Genomic DNA, 17218 nt, shown 5'->3' with positions numbered 1-17218 from the left:
ATAATAGTATTCTATTTGTTAACCTTAATTTATAAATGGTTAACAAATAGTCTGCTTTCTTCTGTAATCAAAGCTGAAAGGGCGAGAAGGTATGCAAGAAGAAACATTTTACAGTGTCAGAATGAGAGCTTCTATGAATGGGTCTCACGAAGATGGAGGAAAGCATATATCCGGCGGAGAACGGCTCATCACGTTTGATAATATGAAACGTACGGTGAATGCCTTATTAGAAAAAGGGTTATCTCACTCTAGAGGAAAACCGGATTTTATGCAAATTCAATTTGAAGAGGTTCATGAGCCGGTTAAGAAGATTCATCCATTACCAATGAAGACAAATGAAGTGGAATCCCCGGAAGAGGGACAAAGTCTTGCCCGATTCTTATTGGAGAGAGCGGGTGTTCCAAGAAAAGTGATTGAAAAAGCATATCAACAAATTCCTGAATGGTCAGGTATCAGGGGAGCGGTGGTGTTTGATATTCACACTGGCAAACGGGTTGATCAAACACACGATAAAGGTGTACGGGTGTCCAGAATGGATTGGCCCGACCTCAATTTTGAACAATGGGCACAACGCTATGGCGCACCATCAAACCCAAGGATAAAAGAGGCCCTTGCACTTGCTTCAAAGGTGAATGAGCATCCGGCAACTGTTGCAGAATTATGCTGGTCAGATGACCCTGATTACATAACAGGCTACGTCGCGGGTAAAAAATTGGGCTATCAGCGTATTACAGCAATGAAAGAATACGGGACTGAAGAGGGCTGCCGAATCTTTTTTGCTGACGGCTCTGTAAATGTAAACACATACATAAATGATCTCGAGAAGCAGCCTATTTTGATAGAGTGGGAGGAAGATGATGACTCAAAATGTGATAGAAAAAAGTAAAAAACATCTTTGGCTGCCTTTTACTCAAATGAAAGACTATGATGAACATCCCTTGATCATCGAAAGCGGCAACGGAATCAAAGTAAAAGACATAAACGGCAAGGAATATTATGACGGCTTTTCCTCCGTTTGGCTTAATGTGCACGGGCACCGCAAAAAGGAATTAGATGAGGCCATCATAAAACAGCTTGGAAAAATTGCTCACTCCACATTATTGGGCATGACCAACGTTCCGGCGACTGAACTTGCCGAGACATTAACCGAGATCAGTCCGGAGAAGCTGACGCGTGTTTTTTATTCAGACAGCGGTGCAGAAGCGATGGAAATTGCTCTAAAAATGGCGTTTCAATATTGGAAGAACATCGGAAAGCCTGAGAAACAAAAATTTATTGCAATGAAAAATGGGTATCACGGCGATACGATCGGTGCCGTCAGTGTCGGTTCAATTGAACTGTTCCACCACGTCTATGGCCCGTTAATGTTTGATAGTTATAAAGCTCCGATCCCTTATGTATACCGCTCGGGAAGCGGCGATCCTGTGCAGACCCGTGATGAGTGTCTCTATGCGCTTGAACAGCTGCTGAAGGAACACCATCACGAAATTGCGGCGCTTTCGATTGAATCAATGGTTCAAGGAGCATCCGGCATGATTGTGATGCCGGCAGGATACTTGGCAGGTGTGCGCGAGCTTTGTACAGCTTACGATGTCTTAATGATTGTTGATGAAGTTGCCACTGGTTTTGGGCGTACGGGGAAAATGTTTGCATGTGAGCACGAAAATGTTCAGCCTGATCTAATGGCTGCCGGCAAAGGCATTACAGGAGGCTATTTGCCGATAGCCGTCACCTTTGCCACCGAAGACATCTACCATGCATTCTACGATGAATACAAAGAACAAAAAACCTTTTTCCACGGTCACTCCTATACAGGAAACCAGCTTGGCTGTGCGGTTGCTCTAGAAAACCTGAGATTATTTGAATCTGAAAACATCGTTGAACAAGTCGCGCAAAAAAGTAAAAAGCTCCATTTACTTCTTCAAGACCTGCATGCTCTTCCTCACGTTGGGGATATTCGGCAGCTCGGCTTTATGTGCGGCGCAGAGCTTGTTCAGTCAAAGGAAACCAAACGGCCTTATCCTGCTGATCGGCGGGTAGGGTACAAAGTTTCGTTGAAAATGAGAGAGCTCGGGATGCTGACGAGACCGCTCGGCGATGTAATTGCATTTCTTCCTCCGCTTGCCAGCACAGCTGAAGAGCTCGAAGCAATGGTGTCTATTATGAAAGAAGCGATCCAAGAGGTAACCAGCCTTGAGCATTGACAGCTGGTTAAGCCGCCGGTTAGACAAAGCGAAGGGAGCCGGCGTATATCGTACACTGCGAACAATGAACGGGCCTCCAATTCCGGAGGTGACGATTGATGGCAAAAATCAAACGGTCTGGTCGTCAAACAATTATTTAGGTCTCGCAAACCATAACCGCTTGGTCTCTGCAGCTCAAGAAGCACTGCAGCAATTTGGAGCAGGAAGCACCGGCTCGCGTTTAACGACTGGCAATTTGATCTGGCATGAAAAACTCGAAAAAAAGATTGCCGGCTTTAAACGGACAGAAGCGGCTTTACTGTTTTCAAGCGGCTATTTAGCCAATGTCGGTGTCCTTTCTTCTTTACCTGAAAAAGGGGACGTCATTTTAAGTGATCAATTAAATCATGCAAGTATCATCGATGGCTGCCGCCTGTCTAAGGCTGATACGGTCATTTATCGCCATATCGAAATGGCTGATCTTGAAGAAAAACTGAAAGAAACACAGCGGTACCAGCGCCGTTTTATCGTAACAGACGGGGTATTCAGCATGGATGGCACGATTGCCCCTCTTGATCAGATCATCTCCCTTGCTAAACGGTGCAATGCTTACGTGATCGTTGATGATGCGCATGCAACAGGTGTTTTGGGCGAATCAGGAGGAGGGACGAGTGAACATTTCGGTGTTTGTCCTGACATTGTCATCGGCACGTTAAGCAAAGCTGCCGGAGCGGAAGGGGGGTTCGCTGCAGGTTCAGCGGTATTCATCGACTTTCTGCTGAACCATGCCAGAACGTTTATCTTTCAAACCGCTATTCCGCCGGCAAGCTGTGCAGCTGCCCATGAGGCGTTAGACATCATTGAAGCCAGCAAGGAAAAACGGCAGCTTTTATATTCTTATATCCAGATGATCAAAACGAATCTGAAGCACATGGGCTATGTGGTGAAAGGGCATCATACACCGATTATTCCGGTGGTCATCGGCGATACCCGAAAAACCGTCACGTTTGCTGATAAACTGCAGGACAAAGGAATCTATGCCCCTGCCATTCGTCCGCCGACCGTTGCGCCAGGAGAAAGCCGTATCCGATTAACCATCACTGCTGGGCACAGTATGAGGAATATTGATCATTTGCTGGAAGCATTTCGTTCAATCGGAAAGGAGCTGAACATCATTCCATGAGAGGTTTTTTTGTAACCGGAACAGATACAGAAGTGGGGAAAACGGTGATATCCAGCGGTCTAGCAGCCTTATTGCGGGAAAATAAGATGGATGTCGGAGTATTTAAACCATTTCTAAGCGGAATCTCCCCTCATCATCCAGAGAGCGATACAAGCCTGCTGAAAGAGATGTCGCAAACGAGTCTTTCACATGAAGAGATTACGCCTTTTGCATTCAAAGAGCCGCTAGCTCCATATGTTGCCGGAAAGCTAGAGGGAAAGGCTGTCAAAATGGAAGAGGTCTTACGCCATTGGGAGCGGATAAGAGAAAAACATGAATGCTTCATCGTAGAAGGTGCGGGCGGGATTTCTGTGCCATTGGGAGAGGATTTTTTAGTCAGTCATGTTATAAAAGCGTTACAGCTTCCAGTGATTATTGTGGCACGCCCTCATCTTGGAACGATTAATCACACCTTTTTAACTGTTCAATATGCCAAAAGCATGGGCCTTCCAATCGCCGGAATCGTCATCAATGGAATCAGTGATTCTCCAGATCGTGATGAAAAAACCAATCCTGAAATGATTGAGAGCCTATGCGGTGTGCCGCTATTAGGAGTGACGCCAAAGCTGATAAACACAACAAAAGAAACGATTCAGAATATGGTGAAGAACCATATAGATTTATCATTACTGATCAATCGAGTGGGGGCATGAAAATGAATCAATGGATGGAACTTGCAGACCGGGTGCTGGGCGGAGCAGAGGTGACCAACGAAGAGGCGCTTTCGATTTTAAACTGTCCAGATGAAGACATCTTGCTTTTGATGCATGGAGCTTTTCACATCAGAAAACGGTTTTATGGAAAAAAAGTAAAGCTCAATATGATTATGAATGCAAAATCAGGGCTCTGTCCGGAAAATTGCGGCTATTGTTCCCAGTCTGCCATTTCAAAAGCGCCGATTGAGAGTTACCGGATGGTGAATAAGGAAACCCTTCTGGAAGGCGCAAAGCGGGCGCATGATTTGAACATAGGTACATATTGTATCGTAGCAAGCGGCAGGGGGCCGTCCAACAGAGAAGTGGATCAGGTCGCAGAAGCGGTACAGGAAATAAAAGATACGTATGGACTGAAAGTTTGTGCGTGTCTCGGATTGTTAAAGCCGGAGCAGGCGAAGCGGCTGAAAGAAGCCGGAGTAGACCGCTATAATCATAATGTCAATACATCACAGAGAAATCATTCAAACATTACCACGTCACATACGTATGAGGACAGGGTCAATACGGTTGAGATTGCAAAAACCTCCGGCATGTCTCCATGTTCAGGCGCCATTATCGGAATGAAGGAAACGAAACAGGATGTCATCGATATCGCACAAAGCTTGAAGGCCCTTGACGCTGATTCCATTCCGGTGAATTTTTTGCATGCGATTGACGGCACACCATTAGAAGGCGTAAATGAATTAAACCCGCTGTATTGCTTAAAAGTGCTGGCGCTGTTCCGTTATATCAATCCGTCAAAAGAAATCCGCATTTCTGGTGGAAGAGAGGTCAATCTCCGTTCATTGCAGCCATTGGGGCTGTACGCCGCCAACTCCATCTTTGTCGGAGATTATTTAACGACTTCCGGACAGGAGGAGACGGAGGATCATAAAATGCTGAGTGATTTAGGATTTGAAGTAGAATCGGTCGAAGAAATGAAAGCCAGTTTAAGTGCAAATAGCTGAAAGCAAGAATAGAAGCAATCGGTGTCATGTCGATTGCTTTTATTTTTATGGAGTCAAAATGATGATGTCAGAATCATGAGAGGGAGCATATGACAAATTCAATTTCACTTACACCTTCTGCATTTTTTAAAAACCCTTATCCTTTTTACGATACATTACGTTCTGCACACCCTTTATATAAAGGGAATGTTTTGAAGTATCCAGGCTGGTATGTCACGGGATATGAGGAAGCGGCAGCAATTCTGAAAGATACCAGATTCAGAACACGTGTCCCGCTGCCTGAGACCTCTATAAAATATAAGGATTTGAATCATGTCCAGAAGCAGATGATGCTGTTTCAGAATCAGCCTGATCACAGGCGCCTGCGTATGCCGGTCAGCGGGGTATTTACTCCGAGAATGACAGAGGGCTATCGCCCATTTATAAATGAAACTGTCCATCATTTGCTTGATCAAGTGCAAGGGGAAAAAAAGATGGAGCTGATTTCTGACTTTGCTTTTCCTTTGGCAAGCAGCATTATAGCTAAGATCATAGGTGTGCCGGCAGAAGGAAGGGATCAATTTAAAGAGTGGGCGTCAAGCCTTGTTCAAACGATTGATTTTACCCGATCAAGAAAGGTGTTAACAGATGGCAATCAGATCACTGTAATGATGAGGGAGTATTTTAGAGAGCTTATTCAAAAACGAAAACAAAAACCGCAGCATGACGTGATCAGCATGCTGCTGAAGGAAGGACAGGCTGATAAGCTGACGGAGGAGGAAGTGGCATCAACGTGTATATTGCTTGCGATCGCCGGACATGAAACAACAGTGAATCTCATCAGCAACTCACTTCTTTGTCTGCTGCAGCATCGAGAACAGCTTTTGCAGCTCAAAGAAAACCCAGCTCTGATTCATACCGCAGTTGAGGAATGTTTACGTTATGAAAGCCCCACACAAATGACAGCCCGTGTTGCGTCAGAAGATATTGAAATGAATGGCGTAACGATTCGACAAGGGGAGCATGTCTATATTCTGCTGGGGGCTGCCAATCGAGACCCAAAAGTATTCGCGCATGCCAATGAATTCGATATCACCAGAAGCCCTAATCCCCATCTTTCATTCGGACAGGGCCACCATATTTGTATAGGTTCCTCGCTGGCACGGCTAGAAGCACAAATTGCAATCAACACTCTTCTGCAGCGCATGCCCGGCCTGCAGCTCGCTGTTTCTGAAGTGCGATACCGGAAGCTAATTGGTTTTAGAGCGCTTATGGAGCTGCCGGTTATTTTTTAATGAAGGCTAAAGGAAGCCATGTGAATGCTGAAAACGTGTCATCCCCGGCGAAAATGGGCAATCTATAAAAAAGGGGAGTGAACATATGAGAAAAGTGCTGATCGCCGGCGGAAATGGTGTGATTGGGAGAATATTGGCTAAAGGGCTTAAGTCTGAGTACGAGGTGACGGTGCTGGATAAAGACCGCTACGAAGGCTTAGGACCCGCTATTCAGGCAGATGCGTCAAACTATGAGGATCTATTGAAAAAGATTCCGAGAGATACAGACGTGATCGTGAACTTACTCGCTGTCAAAATCAAATACGATGTCATGGACACAGCTGAATTTGAAAAAATGACGGATATTTTTTATAGAGCAAGCTACTATTTGTGCCGCGCGGCAGCAGAGCTCGGCATCCCAAAGGTTGTTTTCGCCAGCAGCAATCATGTGACAGATGTGTACGAAAAAGACGGGCGTTCGCTCTTAGGGCGGGAAATCACAACCGACGATTATCCGCTGTCAAAAAATCTATACGGCGTCCTAAAGCTGACCTCGGAACATATCGGCCACCTGTTTTATCTGGAAAATAAGCTCTCTGTCATCAACCTTCGAATCGGAACGGTCGTCACAGATGAAATGGCTACACTGCATGAGAACGACCGGACGAAAAAAACGCTTCTTTCCCATCCGGACTTGCTGTCGATTTTTAAAGCAGCCATTGAAACGAATATCCGTTACGGCACTTATTACGCCGTCTCTAACAATCCCGGCAAGCCGTGGTCGATAGAATCCGCGGTTCAGGAGCTTGGGTTTGCGCCTCAAATGAATACTGCTGAGCTTCTGAAAGAGGAAGAGAACGGCAATAACAGAGCATAATCATTTTCTAAGATTATGCTCTTTTTCTTTTATGATCGGTTTCAAGCCAGTTCCGATGCCGCCGGGCAAGGGACAGTGTTCAAATGATTATAGACATGGCAATCGCACATTTGCTACATTTTAGACACGATATCGTCACAAGCTGCAGCTCGTTTATTAAAAAATAATGATAACGCTTACAAAAGGGAGGTGGGAATGATCGCACATTCACTGAAAAATCGCCTGTTTGATATGTTGATTTACGGATTTTTGCTGATGTTCGCTTTAATATGCGTACTTCCGTTTATTCATGTCATTGCAGCATCCTTTGCCACAGTAGAGGAAGTGGTTTCGAAAACATTCATTTTAATACCGACCACTTTTTCGCTCGATGCCTATCGTTACATTTTTTCGACAGATATCATTTATAAAAGCTTGCTCGTTTCTGTGTTTGTGACAGTTGTAGGCACGGCGGTCAGCATGTTTCTTTCTTCATTGATGGCTTACGGTTTATCCCGCCGCGACTTAATTGGGCGGCAGCCGCTCATGTTTCTCGTCGTATTTACGATGCTCTTCAGCGGCGGAATGATTCCGACTTTCCTGGTAGTCAAATCGCTTGGATTGCTCGATTCTTACTGGGCCCTTATTTTGCCGACAGCGATTAATGCCTTTAACTTGATCATTCTGAAAAACTTCTTTCAAAACATCCCGGCGAGCCTGGAAGAGTCCGCAAAAATTGACGGCTGCAATGACTTGGGGATTTTCTTCAAAATTGTGCTGCCTCTGTCTCTTCCAGCGATCGCAACGATTTCACTGTTTTATGCGGTGACGTACTGGAATACGTATATGACGGCGATCTTGTACTTAAATGATTCAACTAAGTGGCCGATTCAGGTGCTTTTGCGCCAAATCGTGATTGTATCAAGCGGGGTGCAAGGGGATATGTCGGAAATGGGCTCGGGCAGCCCGCCGCCTGAGCAAACGATCAAAATGGCAGTAATAGTCGTAGCAACCATTCCGGTTCTGCTGGTCTATCCATTTATTCAAAAGCATTTTGCAAAAGGGGCTTTGCTGGGGTCTGTCAAAGGATAAAGAATATGAAACGGAGGGATATCATGGGAAACAAATGGAGGGTGCTTCTGATTGTGCTTGTATTTGCTCTCGGAGGAGTGATGGCGGGCTGTAAAGGGGCTGATCAATCATCAGGCAAGGCGGACTCGGATTCAAAGGTAAAGCTGTCTATGATGGCGATTTTGTATCACCAGCAGCCGCCGAAAGACAGGGCGATCAAAGAAATTGAGAAGCTGACAAATACAGAACTGGACATCACGTGGGTTCCTGATGCGGTAAAAGAAGACAGACTGAATGCGGCGCTTGCAGCCGGCAATCTCCCGCAAATCGTGACGATTCAAGACATTAAAAATTCGTCTGTCATGAATGCCTTCAGATCGGGAATGTTCTGGGAAATCGGCGATTATATCAAAGATTATCCGAATTTAAACAAGATGAATAAACTCATTAATAAAAATGTCACAATCGATGGCAAGCTTTACGGGATATACAGAGAGCGTCCCCTCTCGAGACAAGGCATCGTCATTCGGAAGGACTGGCTGGACAATTTGAATTTGAAAACGCCGGAAACGCTGGATGATCTTTATGAGGTTGCCAAAGCGTTTACAGAGAACGACCCGGACAAGGATGGAAAAGATGATACATTCGGATTGACTGACCGAAATGATCTGATTTACGGCGCTTTTAAGACGCTTGGCTCATATGAAGGCATGCCGACAGACTGGAAGGAATCAAACGGCACATTTACGCCTGATTTCATGACGAAAGAATACAAAGACACGATGGATTACATGAAAAAACTGCGTGATAACGGCTACATGAATAAAGACTTTCCGGTCACAAGCAAAACCCAGCAGCAGGAGCTGTTTTCTCAAGGAAAAGCCGGCATCTATATCGGGAATATGGTGGACGCTGTCAATTTGCGTGACAATGCCTCCGATAAATCAATGGAGCTGGAGATCATCAACCGCATAAAAGGCCCTGACGGAAAAGAGCGTGTATGGGCGTCAGGTGGGCATAACGGTGTATTTGCTTTCCCGAAAACGAGTGTGAAATCAGAAAGCGAGCTGAAACGGATCTTGGCGTTCTTTGACCGAATATCCGAAGAGGACGTCTACAGCCTGATGACATACGGCATTGACGGGGTTCATTATAATAAAGGCAAAGGCAAAACATTCACAAGAAAAGAAAGCCAGGTAAAAGATTGGCAGATGGATATTCAGCCGCTGTCCGCCTTAATCGCTATCGATAAAGCCTACTTAAAAAACACCGGTGATCCGCTGCGGACAGCGTACGAGGAGCTCACGGAAGACAATGAAAACATCATCGTCTCCAATCCGGCAGAGAGTTTGTATTCCGCCGCGGAGTCTGAACGCGGAGATGAACTGAAAAAAATGATAGACGATGCCACCTATAAATATATGATCGGAGAAATTACAGAAAGCCAGTTTGATAAAGAAGTTGAAAAATGGGAAACAAGCGGAGGAAAGCAGATTATTCAGGAATACGAGGAAGCGTTTAAAAAAACAAAGTAATATTGAAAAAACCCAAAACGTGCAAGCGGTTTTGGGTTTTTATATGCTTCTTTTTTGCTGGCGGTAGCTGCCCGGTGTGATGCCTTCCAGCTTTTTGAAGGATCTGATAAAGTTTTGCGAGTTTTTGTATTTGAGCTTTTCAGCTATGTCTTTCACCGCCATGTCGGATTCAGCCAGCCAGCTTTTTGCCATATGGTGGCGGTAATTTGAGACATACTCGCTGAATGAAATGCCCATTTCTTTTTTGAAAATACTGCTTAAGTAGTTCGGGTTGTAATGCAGCCTGCGGGCAATTTCGTCCAGCGTTAAATCGGATTCAAACTCATGGTGGATGATATGGATTATGTTGTCGGAAATATTTTTGTACTGTGCATCGGCCCGGGCATTTACTTTGTCTGTCATCGGATCAATGAATTCTTGCTTCAGCCAGTTTTCAGTATCCTCGAATGTTTTCAATTCAAAAATTTGGTCATACAGCATTTTGTTTTCTTCAAGCTCAAATAGTTCAATTCCGAGTACATGCATCAGTTCAATGACATGATTCAGAAAACGGGCGATTGCGATCTGAAATTGGTACGGGTTGGTGTTGTGTGTAAAAATCGACTGTAAAATCGCGTGCAGGCATTTGTCTGCTTTCTCCTTGTCACCGGCTTTTACAGCATCGAACAGTTCATGCTGAAGCTGCTTCGGAAAATGGGTTTTGAACGTTTTTTTCTGATCCAGGTCTTCATAAAAGATAATCGATTTGTTTTCTGCTTTCAGCCGGTATTTTAACGCTTCTAAGCCTTCCGCATAGGCGTTTTTCGCCATTGCTAATGCATCAAACGGCTGGCTGACGCCGATGCTGACAGACAGGTGCAGTTCAGCTTCAACTGTATCCTGAATCATCCGGGCAGTATCATTCAGCTCGGCCATAAATGCCTCTTTTGTTCCGCTCTCATTCATCAATATGGTTGCCTGCTGTTTATCGACTACCGCTGGTGCGAGGCGTTTTTCCGCGGGGATGTTCCGCTCAATCAGGCTGTTGACGGCAAACAACAGCAGATCCATATCTTTTTTCTCATACGGTGTCTGATTCAGCGTGTCAATTTGGAGCACCAGCAGGGCGAGATGCCGCCATTTTTGTTTTAAGCCGAGGCTTTCAAAGCGGTTATTGACCTCCTCTTCCGTCAGCTTTCCAAGCATAAGCCTGACCATAAAATATTGCTGAAGATGAGTGGCCTGCTGCCTCATTGTTTCTTCAAGGTCGTCGTTTCTGTTTTTGAGCTGCTTGAAGCTTTGCTCAATTAATTCAAACTCATTTTGATGAGGCTGTTTTTCTGGAAAGGCTCCGTGCCGCGCAAATGATTCATAAAGCAGCCGGATCGGCTTATAAAAATGGCGGGAACCCAGCCAAGAGAATAATAATGAAAGCGTTAACAAAACGAAGCATACCGTAAAGGTGATCCAGCCGATCGACTTGGCTTCTTTTTTTAGTTCGGGCAGGGAAACGAGAGAAAAATAAGTCCACGTGTTATAGTCTGATTTTTGATAGGTCACTTTATAATGAATGCGGTCAATGACTGTTTCAAACTGGCCGCTTTTGGAGCTTTGCGTCAGCATTTTTTTGACAAAATCGTCGTTCTGAAGAGAATCGCCTATATCAGACATGTTGTTGTGAAGGATGATACGGCCCTTTTCATCAATGATAAACACGCTGTTTGCCCTTGAATAATCAGGCATATTTTTAACGAGTGAACAGCTTGGGATGCTTGCGGCTGCCAGTCCCTTCGTGTTTGTGCTGTTCAGCGGGAGCTGCTTAATCAAATTGATATTATACCGGCAGCTTTCTGAAGTGCCTTCCTTTGTGGAGATCATACGGTTGTTTTTTTCCAGCGTCCAATAGGACCGGCTGGCTTGTTTTTTCGAATACGCCTCGGCTGCTTTATGAAGGGAGTCCGTATTCATGCGGTACAGACCGGAATTGTTCATGTACCAATTTTTCATATAGCTGACAAGTGTCATGTTGGACAAATCGGTATCAAAGCTTTGCAAATAGTTGAGCTCTCGGTTCACTTGGTCATAGATTTGAAATTGGTCAGAGTGCAAAGGCTCGGACAGTGTGCGGAGGAGAGGCGGCGAACTCACATAGTGGGTTAAAGAATGATCGACGGTTTTTAGGATGTGCTCGATGCTTAGCTGGGTCTGCTGGAGCGTGTCGAGTTTTTCCTCCGAAACGTTGGAGATGGCCGTTTTCTGAGAGTGCTCGTACGAAAACAAACCGACCAAAATGACGGGAATGGTGCTGAGTAAACAAAAAAACGTGATGAGTTTGTAATAAAACTTGTATTGGCTTCTTTTCATAAAACCCCCCATTTCATAACACCTTAATACAATTAATCCAAAGATTGATAGATACTGTCAATAATCATTTTCTAATATCGGTGTCTTTTTTTCAGATAGAGGCGCGAAATTCTTGATGACAAAGGGCTCAGGCAGAATGTGATCATATGATTGTAGACGGACTTTTGTACGCTGCGCTACAGTGAAAACAAGAACCCGTGAAAGGAGGCTTTGAAAAAGATGAAAACAGCAGAAGCGCAAGCGCCGGCTGTAGACGCAGTCATTTTAAAAAAAGAAAAAAGAAAGCGCTTACTAAATAAGCTGCTGCAGCAAAAGTTTTTGTACTTTATGATTTTGCCGGGATGTATTTATTTTTTGCTATTTAAATACGTTCCAATGTGGGGAATCGTGATTGCGTTTCAGGATTATCAGCCGTTTCTCGGTATTTGGGGCAGCGAGTGGGTCGGGCTGAAGCATTTTATCAGGCTGTTTACAGAGCCTACATTTTTTGTCCTGTTAAAAAATACGCTCGTGCTCTTTGCCTTGAATCTGGTCATTTTTTTTCCGGTGCCGATTTTATTAGCGCTTCTTCTAAACGAAGTGCGGATCGCACTCTTTAAAAAATTCGTTCAGACGCTGATTTATATTCCGCACTTTATGTCCTGGGTCATTGTTGTATCGCTGTCATTTGTGCTTTTGACAGTAGACGGGGGCCTGATTAATGAACTGATTACGTTTTTTGGCGGTGAAAAAATCAATTTTCTGCTGAATGAAGAATGGTTCCGTCCGCTGTATATTCTGCAAGTCATCTGGAGAGAAGCGGGCTGGTCAACGATCATCTACCTGGCCGCAATGACGGCGGTTGATCCTCAGCTTTATGAAGCGGCGAAAATGGACGGAGCGGGACGGCTGCGGCAAATGTGGCATATTACGCTGCCGGCTATCAAAAGCGTCATCGTCGTTTTGCTGATTTTAAAAATCGGGGACACGCTGGAACTTGGCTTTGAGCATGTATATTTGCTGTTAAACGCCACAAACAGGGAAGTCGCGGAAATTTTTGATACGTACGTTTATACTGCAGGGCTGAAACAGGGCCAATTCAGCTACAGTACAGCGGTCGGCGTATTTAAAGCGGCGGTCGGGCTGATTTTGGTCATGCTTGCGAATCGTTTGGCGAAGAAATTTGGCGAGGAAGGAATCTATTAAGAAAGGGATGGTATCAATGGATCAATCAATCGCTGTAAAGTCGCCTCTTACGTATGCGGAGGCATTGGCAGAAACGATTATGAACACGTATACAGTTGAAGAGCTGCCGCCTGCAAACCGCTGGCACTATCATCAGGGCGTTTTCTTATGCGGGGTTTTGCGTCTTTGGGAAGCAACCGGACAGGAACGGTACTTTGATTATGCGAAAGCTTATGCGGATCTCCTAATTGATGATTATGGAAATCTATTATTTAAAAGAGACGAACTCGACGCGATTCAGGCGGGCCTTATTCTTTTTCCTTTATACGACAAGACGAAGGATGAACGCTATGTAAAAGCGGCAAAAAGGCTGCGGGGCTTATACGGAACGCTGAATCGAACGTCAGAGCAGGGGTTCTGGCATAAGGACGGCTATCCATATCAAATGTGGCTTGACGGTTTATATATGGGCGGGCCGTTTGCACTGAAATATGCCAATTTGAAGCACGAGCCGGAGCTGTTTGACATGGTTGTGCTTCAGGAAGGCCTGATGAGAAAGCATACGAAGGATCCAAAGACCGGGCTCTTCTATCATGCGTGGGATGAAGCGAAAAAAATGCCTTGGGCCAGTCAAGAGACAGGCTGCTCTCCGGAGTTTTGGGCGCGTTCAATCGGCTGGTACGTCATGTCACTCGCAGACATGATTGAAGAGCTGCCTGAGAAGCACCCAACCCGTCATGTCTGGAAAAAAACACTGCAGGACATGCTCGAAAGCATCTGCCGCTGCCAAGACAAGGAAACAGGATTATGGTATCAGATCGTTGACAAGGGCGGCAGATCTGACAACTGGCTGGAAAGCTCGGGATCGTGCCTGTATATGTATGCCATCGCTAAAGGAATTAATAAGGGATATCTCGACAGATCCTATAAAACGTCTTTGTTAAAAGCGTATCAAGGGCTGATTCAGCATAAAACTGAAACAACAAAAGACGGTGCGTTTCTCGTCAAAGATATATGTGTCGGAACGTCGGCAGGATTTTATGATTATTATGTCAGCCGCGAACGGAGCACAAACGACCTTCACGGGGCGGGAGCGTTTATTTTGGCGATGACAGAATTGGAAGCGCTTCTCGGGTCAGACGAAAAATGAAAAGATCTCTATGTGCGGCTGTATGTGTGATCGTCTCGGTGCTGTTTTTGGCTTCGTGCTCAAGCAGACCGGACGGCATTCATGTCATCCTGTTTTCAGATATGCAGGCAGGCGTACAGAATAACATAAAAGAGGCCGCTGAAAAGAAGGCAGGCAGGGCAGAAATCTTTCCCGCTTTGCCGGAAAAGCTGCTGACTGAAATTACGGCTCGCGAGGGAGACGTCTTTATCGTGCCTGAAGACTTGTTTGCAGCATACGATGATCCGGGAAATTTTCAGCCGTTAGACGGATTGTCACTGAAACATTCATCGCCTTATACAGCCGTAAATCAAAAAACGGGAGAAAAAACAGTCTATGCCGTTCTGATTGAGAAAGGGGATAAACAGCTGAACGGCTATTCTTTTCGGCTGAATCGAAATATGGCAGCGTTTATCCCTGTATACTCCGAAAAAACAGAGGAAGCGCTGCAGCTGATTTCCCAATTAACAGAAGTCCGATAGGGGTGGGGACCATTGAAAAGCATCGTCATTTGCGGATTAAGCAGCAGAGCCCTCAGCATGTTTATCAAACCGCTGCTCAAACAGTTTACATCCACTTATCAAATTACGGGATTGCTGGATGCCGATCCGAAACGATTCGCCGTCTGCAAAGAGGCATTTCCGGAGCTTGCACAAGTACCGGAGTATAAAGAAGAAGATTTTGATAATATGATGAGCGTTTCGAAGCCAGACATTGTGATTGTGACGGGAAGGGATGACACCCATATCACCTATATATTGAGAAGCCTTCAGTGGGATACGGATGTCATAACGGAAAAACCGATGGTCACGACGGTGCAGGATGCAAAGCGGGTGCTTGAGGCAGAAGCGAAAAGCAAAGGGAAGGTTACTGTTGCGTTTAATTACCGCTACAGCCCGTATCATCGGAAAATCAAAGAAATGATTTTAGAAGGAAAAATAGGAAGGGTCACCTCTGTTGATTTGAATTGGTATATTGATACCTATCACGGCGCCAGCTATTTTAAACGCTGGAACCGATCCAGGCAATTTTCCGGCGGCCTTTCTGTCCATAAATCCACACATCATTTCGATCTGGTGAATTGGTGGCTCGGCCAAAACCCGGCGGAGGTATTTGCTTACGGCGAGTTGAATTACTACGGGCCGGACAGTGAGTGGAATCCGCTGCCGGAAGAAGATGGGCGTTTTTGCGGCACATGCCGGGTCAAAGAGAAATGCCATTACTATGCGAGATGGCACCCCCGTGCCTCTAAAGCTTCTGTAAAGGATGATCATCTCAAGGCGGATGCAGACCAGTCAAGCTTATATACCGCATATCGCCCTGACGCGTGCATTTTTGACGAGGAGATCGACATTGAGGATACGTATGTGGCGGCTGTCAAATATGACGGCGGTGCGCTTTTAAGCTACTCGATCACATTTTCCGCTCCGTACGAAGGCTACCGCCTTACGATAAACGGCACAAAAGGACGCATTGAATCAAATGAATTCCATGAGCCTTCCAGAATTCCGTTTGCTTTTCCCGAGCAGACGATTGAGTATTATCCGCTTTTTGAATCGAAGCAGACCATTCAAGTCGTCAAAAACGAGGGAGGACACGGCGGAGGTGATCCGCTTTTGCTTGCTGATCTATTTATAGGCAAAGATCCGCTGCGCCAGTATGACATTTTGGCCGGAGCCGAAGCCGGAGCCTATTCTATCGCGGTCGGTGAGGGAATATGGCGCTCCGTTGTTGAAAAGAAACCAATTGATATTAAACAGCTTTTTCATATGCAAAATGTATAAAAGCGAAGAGGAGGGGCTTTCGTGGAACATGACGGATCAATGGCGCGGGTGCTGCGTTTTTGCGAGTGGATCATGAGGTTTGCGTATACCAATTTGCTTTGGCTGCTTTTTACGATCATCGGTCTCGGAGTGCTCGGTGTCATGCCCGCGACTGCCGCTTTATTCGCTGTTATGCGAAAATGGATTCAGGGTCAGGATCACGTTCCGGTGCTGCCGACATTTTGGCGGGAATACAAAGCTGAATTTCTCCGTTCCAATCTGATCGGTGCTGTACTGGTGTTAATCGGTTTGATCATTTATATCGATTTGGCCTTTATTTACCCAAGCCACTTTTTATTGCATATCCTGCGCTTTGCTATTATGATATTTGGCTTTCTGTTTGTATCAATGCTTTTTTATGTGTTTCCGCTGCTCGTCCACTTTGATTGGAAAAAGCGCCTGTATTTTAAGTTTTCCCTCTTGCTGAGTGTGGCGTACTTACAATATACCCTCGTCATGCTTGCGCTGACGGTCGCGCTCTTTTTCCTGCTGGCTTATCTGCCGGGAATTGTCCCTTTTTTCAGCGTCAGTCTCATCAGCTACTGCCACATGAGGATCGCTTTTGCCGTCTTGGTGAAGCTGGAGCAGCAGGACCATGAACCGGCAAAGAAGCATCCTAAACCAGAAGCTTTTTATCCGGAGACGAGGTAAACATTTCTCTATCATATATTGATTCCAAACGGAATAGATTGATAGAGAAAGGAGAGCGGATAAATGCTGAAGGTAGCAGTGTTTGATGAAGAGCATGAAAAAGATTTGCAAACGGAGATCAATTCATTTTTAAAAGGAATATCGGAAGAGCAGCTGGTTGATATCAAATATACGGTTTCAGCGGCATGTGACCCTGAAGGCGAGCAGCTCTACTGTTTTTCCGCACTCATTCTATATCGAAAATAAAAAAAAGATCTTCCCGCGGACTGCGGAAAGATCTTTTTTA

Annotated in this window: 16 protein-coding genes; 15 read left to right on the top strand and 1 reads right to left on the bottom strand. The window is 45.3% G+C overall.

Annotated elements, in window-relative coordinates; translation table 11 throughout:
- Positions 1-91 precede the first annotated feature (91 nt).
- The 9 genes from bioW (at position 92) to AU387_RS10390 (ending at position 9783) form a co-directional block, all read left to right on the top strand.
- Entirely contained in the window at positions 92-886 is a 795-nt protein-coding gene (bioW, locus tag AU387_RS10430) for a 6-carboxyhexanoate--CoA ligase (RefSeq protein WP_059335620.1), read from the top strand.
- A complete protein-coding gene (bioA, locus tag AU387_RS10425) occupies positions 858-2204 on the top strand; it encodes an adenosylmethionine--8-amino-7-oxononanoate transaminase (RefSeq protein ID WP_059335619.1) in 1347 nt (448 codons plus the stop codon). The genes bioW and bioA overlap by 29 nt, the downstream gene beginning before the upstream one ends.
- Positions 2194-3366 carry an 8-amino-7-oxononanoate synthase gene (gene bioF, locus AU387_RS10420; protein ID WP_059335618.1) on the top strand — a complete coding sequence of 391 codons (1173 nt, stop codon included), beginning with the start codon at positions 2194-2196 and terminating at the stop codon, positions 3364-3366. The genes bioA and bioF overlap by 11 nt, the downstream gene beginning before the upstream one ends.
- Entirely contained in the window at positions 3363-4058 is a 696-nt protein-coding gene (bioD, locus tag AU387_RS10415) for a dethiobiotin synthase (RefSeq protein WP_059291804.1), read from the top strand. Before bioF ends, bioD begins: the two co-directional genes overlap by 4 nt.
- Positions 4059-4060: 2 nt before the next feature.
- Positions 4061-5068, top strand: coding sequence for a biotin synthase BioB (gene bioB / locus AU387_RS10410; protein WP_044153769.1), 1008 nt, complete (start codon positions 4061-4063; stop codon positions 5066-5068).
- Between the two features lie 89 nt (positions 5069-5157).
- Positions 5158-6342 (top strand): biotin biosynthesis cytochrome P450, encoded by a 1185-nt coding sequence (gene bioI, locus AU387_RS10405; RefSeq protein WP_059291805.1) that lies wholly within the window; start codon positions 5158-5160, stop codon positions 6340-6342.
- Positions 6343-6427: 85 nt separating this feature from the next.
- Positions 6428-7198, top strand: coding sequence for an NAD-dependent epimerase/dehydratase family protein (locus AU387_RS10400; protein ID WP_059291806.1), 771 nt, complete (start codon positions 6428-6430; stop codon positions 7196-7198).
- Positions 7199-7408: 210 nt separating this feature from the next.
- Positions 7409-8269, top strand: coding sequence for a carbohydrate ABC transporter permease (locus AU387_RS10395; protein WP_082687887.1), 861 nt, complete (start codon positions 7409-7411; stop codon positions 8267-8269).
- A 23-nt stretch (positions 8270-8292) separates the two neighbouring features.
- On the top strand, positions 8293-9783 hold the full coding sequence (locus AU387_RS10390; RefSeq protein ID WP_059335617.1) for an extracellular solute-binding protein: 1491 nt from the start codon (positions 8293-8295) through the stop codon (positions 9781-9783).
- Positions 9784-9822: 39 nt separating this feature from the next.
- Here AU387_RS10390 and AU387_RS10385 read toward each other — a convergent pair whose 3' ends face one another.
- Positions 9823-12138, bottom strand: coding sequence for a helix-turn-helix domain-containing protein (locus AU387_RS10385; protein WP_082687878.1), 2316 nt, complete (start codon positions 12136-12138; stop codon positions 9823-9825).
- A 207-nt stretch (positions 12139-12345) separates the two neighbouring features.
- Between AU387_RS10385 and rmgP the strand changes: the two genes are divergently transcribed.
- The 6 genes from rmgP to AU387_RS10355 all read left to right on the top strand — a co-directional run bounded on the left by rmgP (position 12346) and on the right by AU387_RS10355 (position 17178).
- Entirely contained in the window at positions 12346-13311 is a 966-nt protein-coding gene (gene rmgP / locus AU387_RS10380) for a polygalacturonan/rhamnogalacturonan ABC transporter permease (RefSeq protein ID WP_059291809.1), read from the top strand.
- Positions 13312-13318: 7 nt separating this feature from the next.
- On the top strand, positions 13319-14440 hold the full coding sequence (locus AU387_RS10375) for a glycoside hydrolase family 88/105 protein (protein ID WP_142350271.1): 1122 nt from the start codon (positions 13319-13321) through the stop codon (positions 14438-14440).
- Positions 14437-14940, top strand: a complete 504-nt coding sequence (locus tag AU387_RS10370; protein WP_082687877.1) for a lipoprotein YteS — start codon at positions 14437-14439, stop codon at positions 14938-14940. Before AU387_RS10375 ends, AU387_RS10370 begins: the two co-directional genes overlap by 4 nt.
- A gap of 12 nt (positions 14941-14952) precedes the next feature.
- Entirely contained in the window at positions 14953-16242 is a 1290-nt protein-coding gene (locus AU387_RS10365) for a Gfo/Idh/MocA family protein (protein WP_059291811.1), read from the top strand.
- Between the two features lie 21 nt (positions 16243-16263).
- Entirely contained in the window at positions 16264-16932 is a 669-nt protein-coding gene (locus tag AU387_RS10360; RefSeq protein WP_059335614.1) for a YesL family protein, read from the top strand.
- Positions 16933-16995: 63 nt separating this feature from the next.
- Entirely contained in the window at positions 16996-17178 is a 183-nt protein-coding gene (locus AU387_RS10355) for a sporulation protein Cse60 (protein WP_003325003.1), read from the top strand.
- Positions 17179-17218 lie beyond the last annotated feature (40 nt).

Source organism: Bacillus halotolerans (assembly GCF_001517105.1).
Lineage (GTDB): Bacteria > Bacillota > Bacilli > Bacillales > Bacillaceae > Bacillus > Bacillus halotolerans.
The sequence above is the reverse complement of the archived record's forward strand: the minus strand, read 5'-3'. Positions and strand labels throughout refer to the sequence as shown.

Coding starts and splice junctions, on each gene's coding strand:
- bioW (WP_059335620.1), top strand. CDS start 92: ATGCAAGAAGAAACATTTTACAGTGTCAGAATGAGAGCTTCTATGAAT.
- AU387_RS10400 (WP_059291806.1), top strand. CDS start 6,428: ATGAGAAAAGTGCTGATCGCCGGCGGAAATGGTGTGATTGGGAGAATA.
- bioB (WP_044153769.1), top strand. CDS start 4,061: ATGAATCAATGGATGGAACTTGCAGACCGGGTGCTGGGCGGAGCAGAG.
- bioI (WP_059291805.1), top strand. CDS start 5,158: ATGACAAATTCAATTTCACTTACACCTTCTGCATTTTTTAAAAACCCT.
- AU387_RS10355 (WP_003325003.1), top strand. CDS start 16,996: ATGCTGAAGGTAGCAGTGTTTGATGAAGAGCATGAAAAAGATTTGCAA.
- AU387_RS10390 (WP_059335617.1), top strand. CDS start 8,293: ATGGGAAACAAATGGAGGGTGCTTCTGATTGTGCTTGTATTTGCTCTC.
- bioD (WP_059291804.1), top strand. CDS start 3,363: ATGAGAGGTTTTTTTGTAACCGGAACAGATACAGAAGTGGGGAAAACG.
- bioA (WP_059335619.1), top strand. CDS start 858: ATGACTCAAAATGTGATAGAAAAAAGTAAAAAACATCTTTGGCTGCCT.
- AU387_RS10370 (WP_082687877.1), top strand. CDS start 14,437: ATGAAAAGATCTCTATGTGCGGCTGTATGTGTGATCGTCTCGGTGCTG.
- AU387_RS10375 (WP_142350271.1), top strand. CDS start 13,319: ATGGTATCAATGGATCAATCAATCGCTGTAAAGTCGCCTCTTACGTAT.
- AU387_RS10385 (WP_082687878.1), bottom strand. CDS start 12,138: ATGGGGGGTTTTATGAAAAGAAGCCAATACAAGTTTTATTACAAACTC.
- rmgP (WP_059291809.1), top strand. CDS start 12,346: ATGAAAACAGCAGAAGCGCAAGCGCCGGCTGTAGACGCAGTCATTTTA.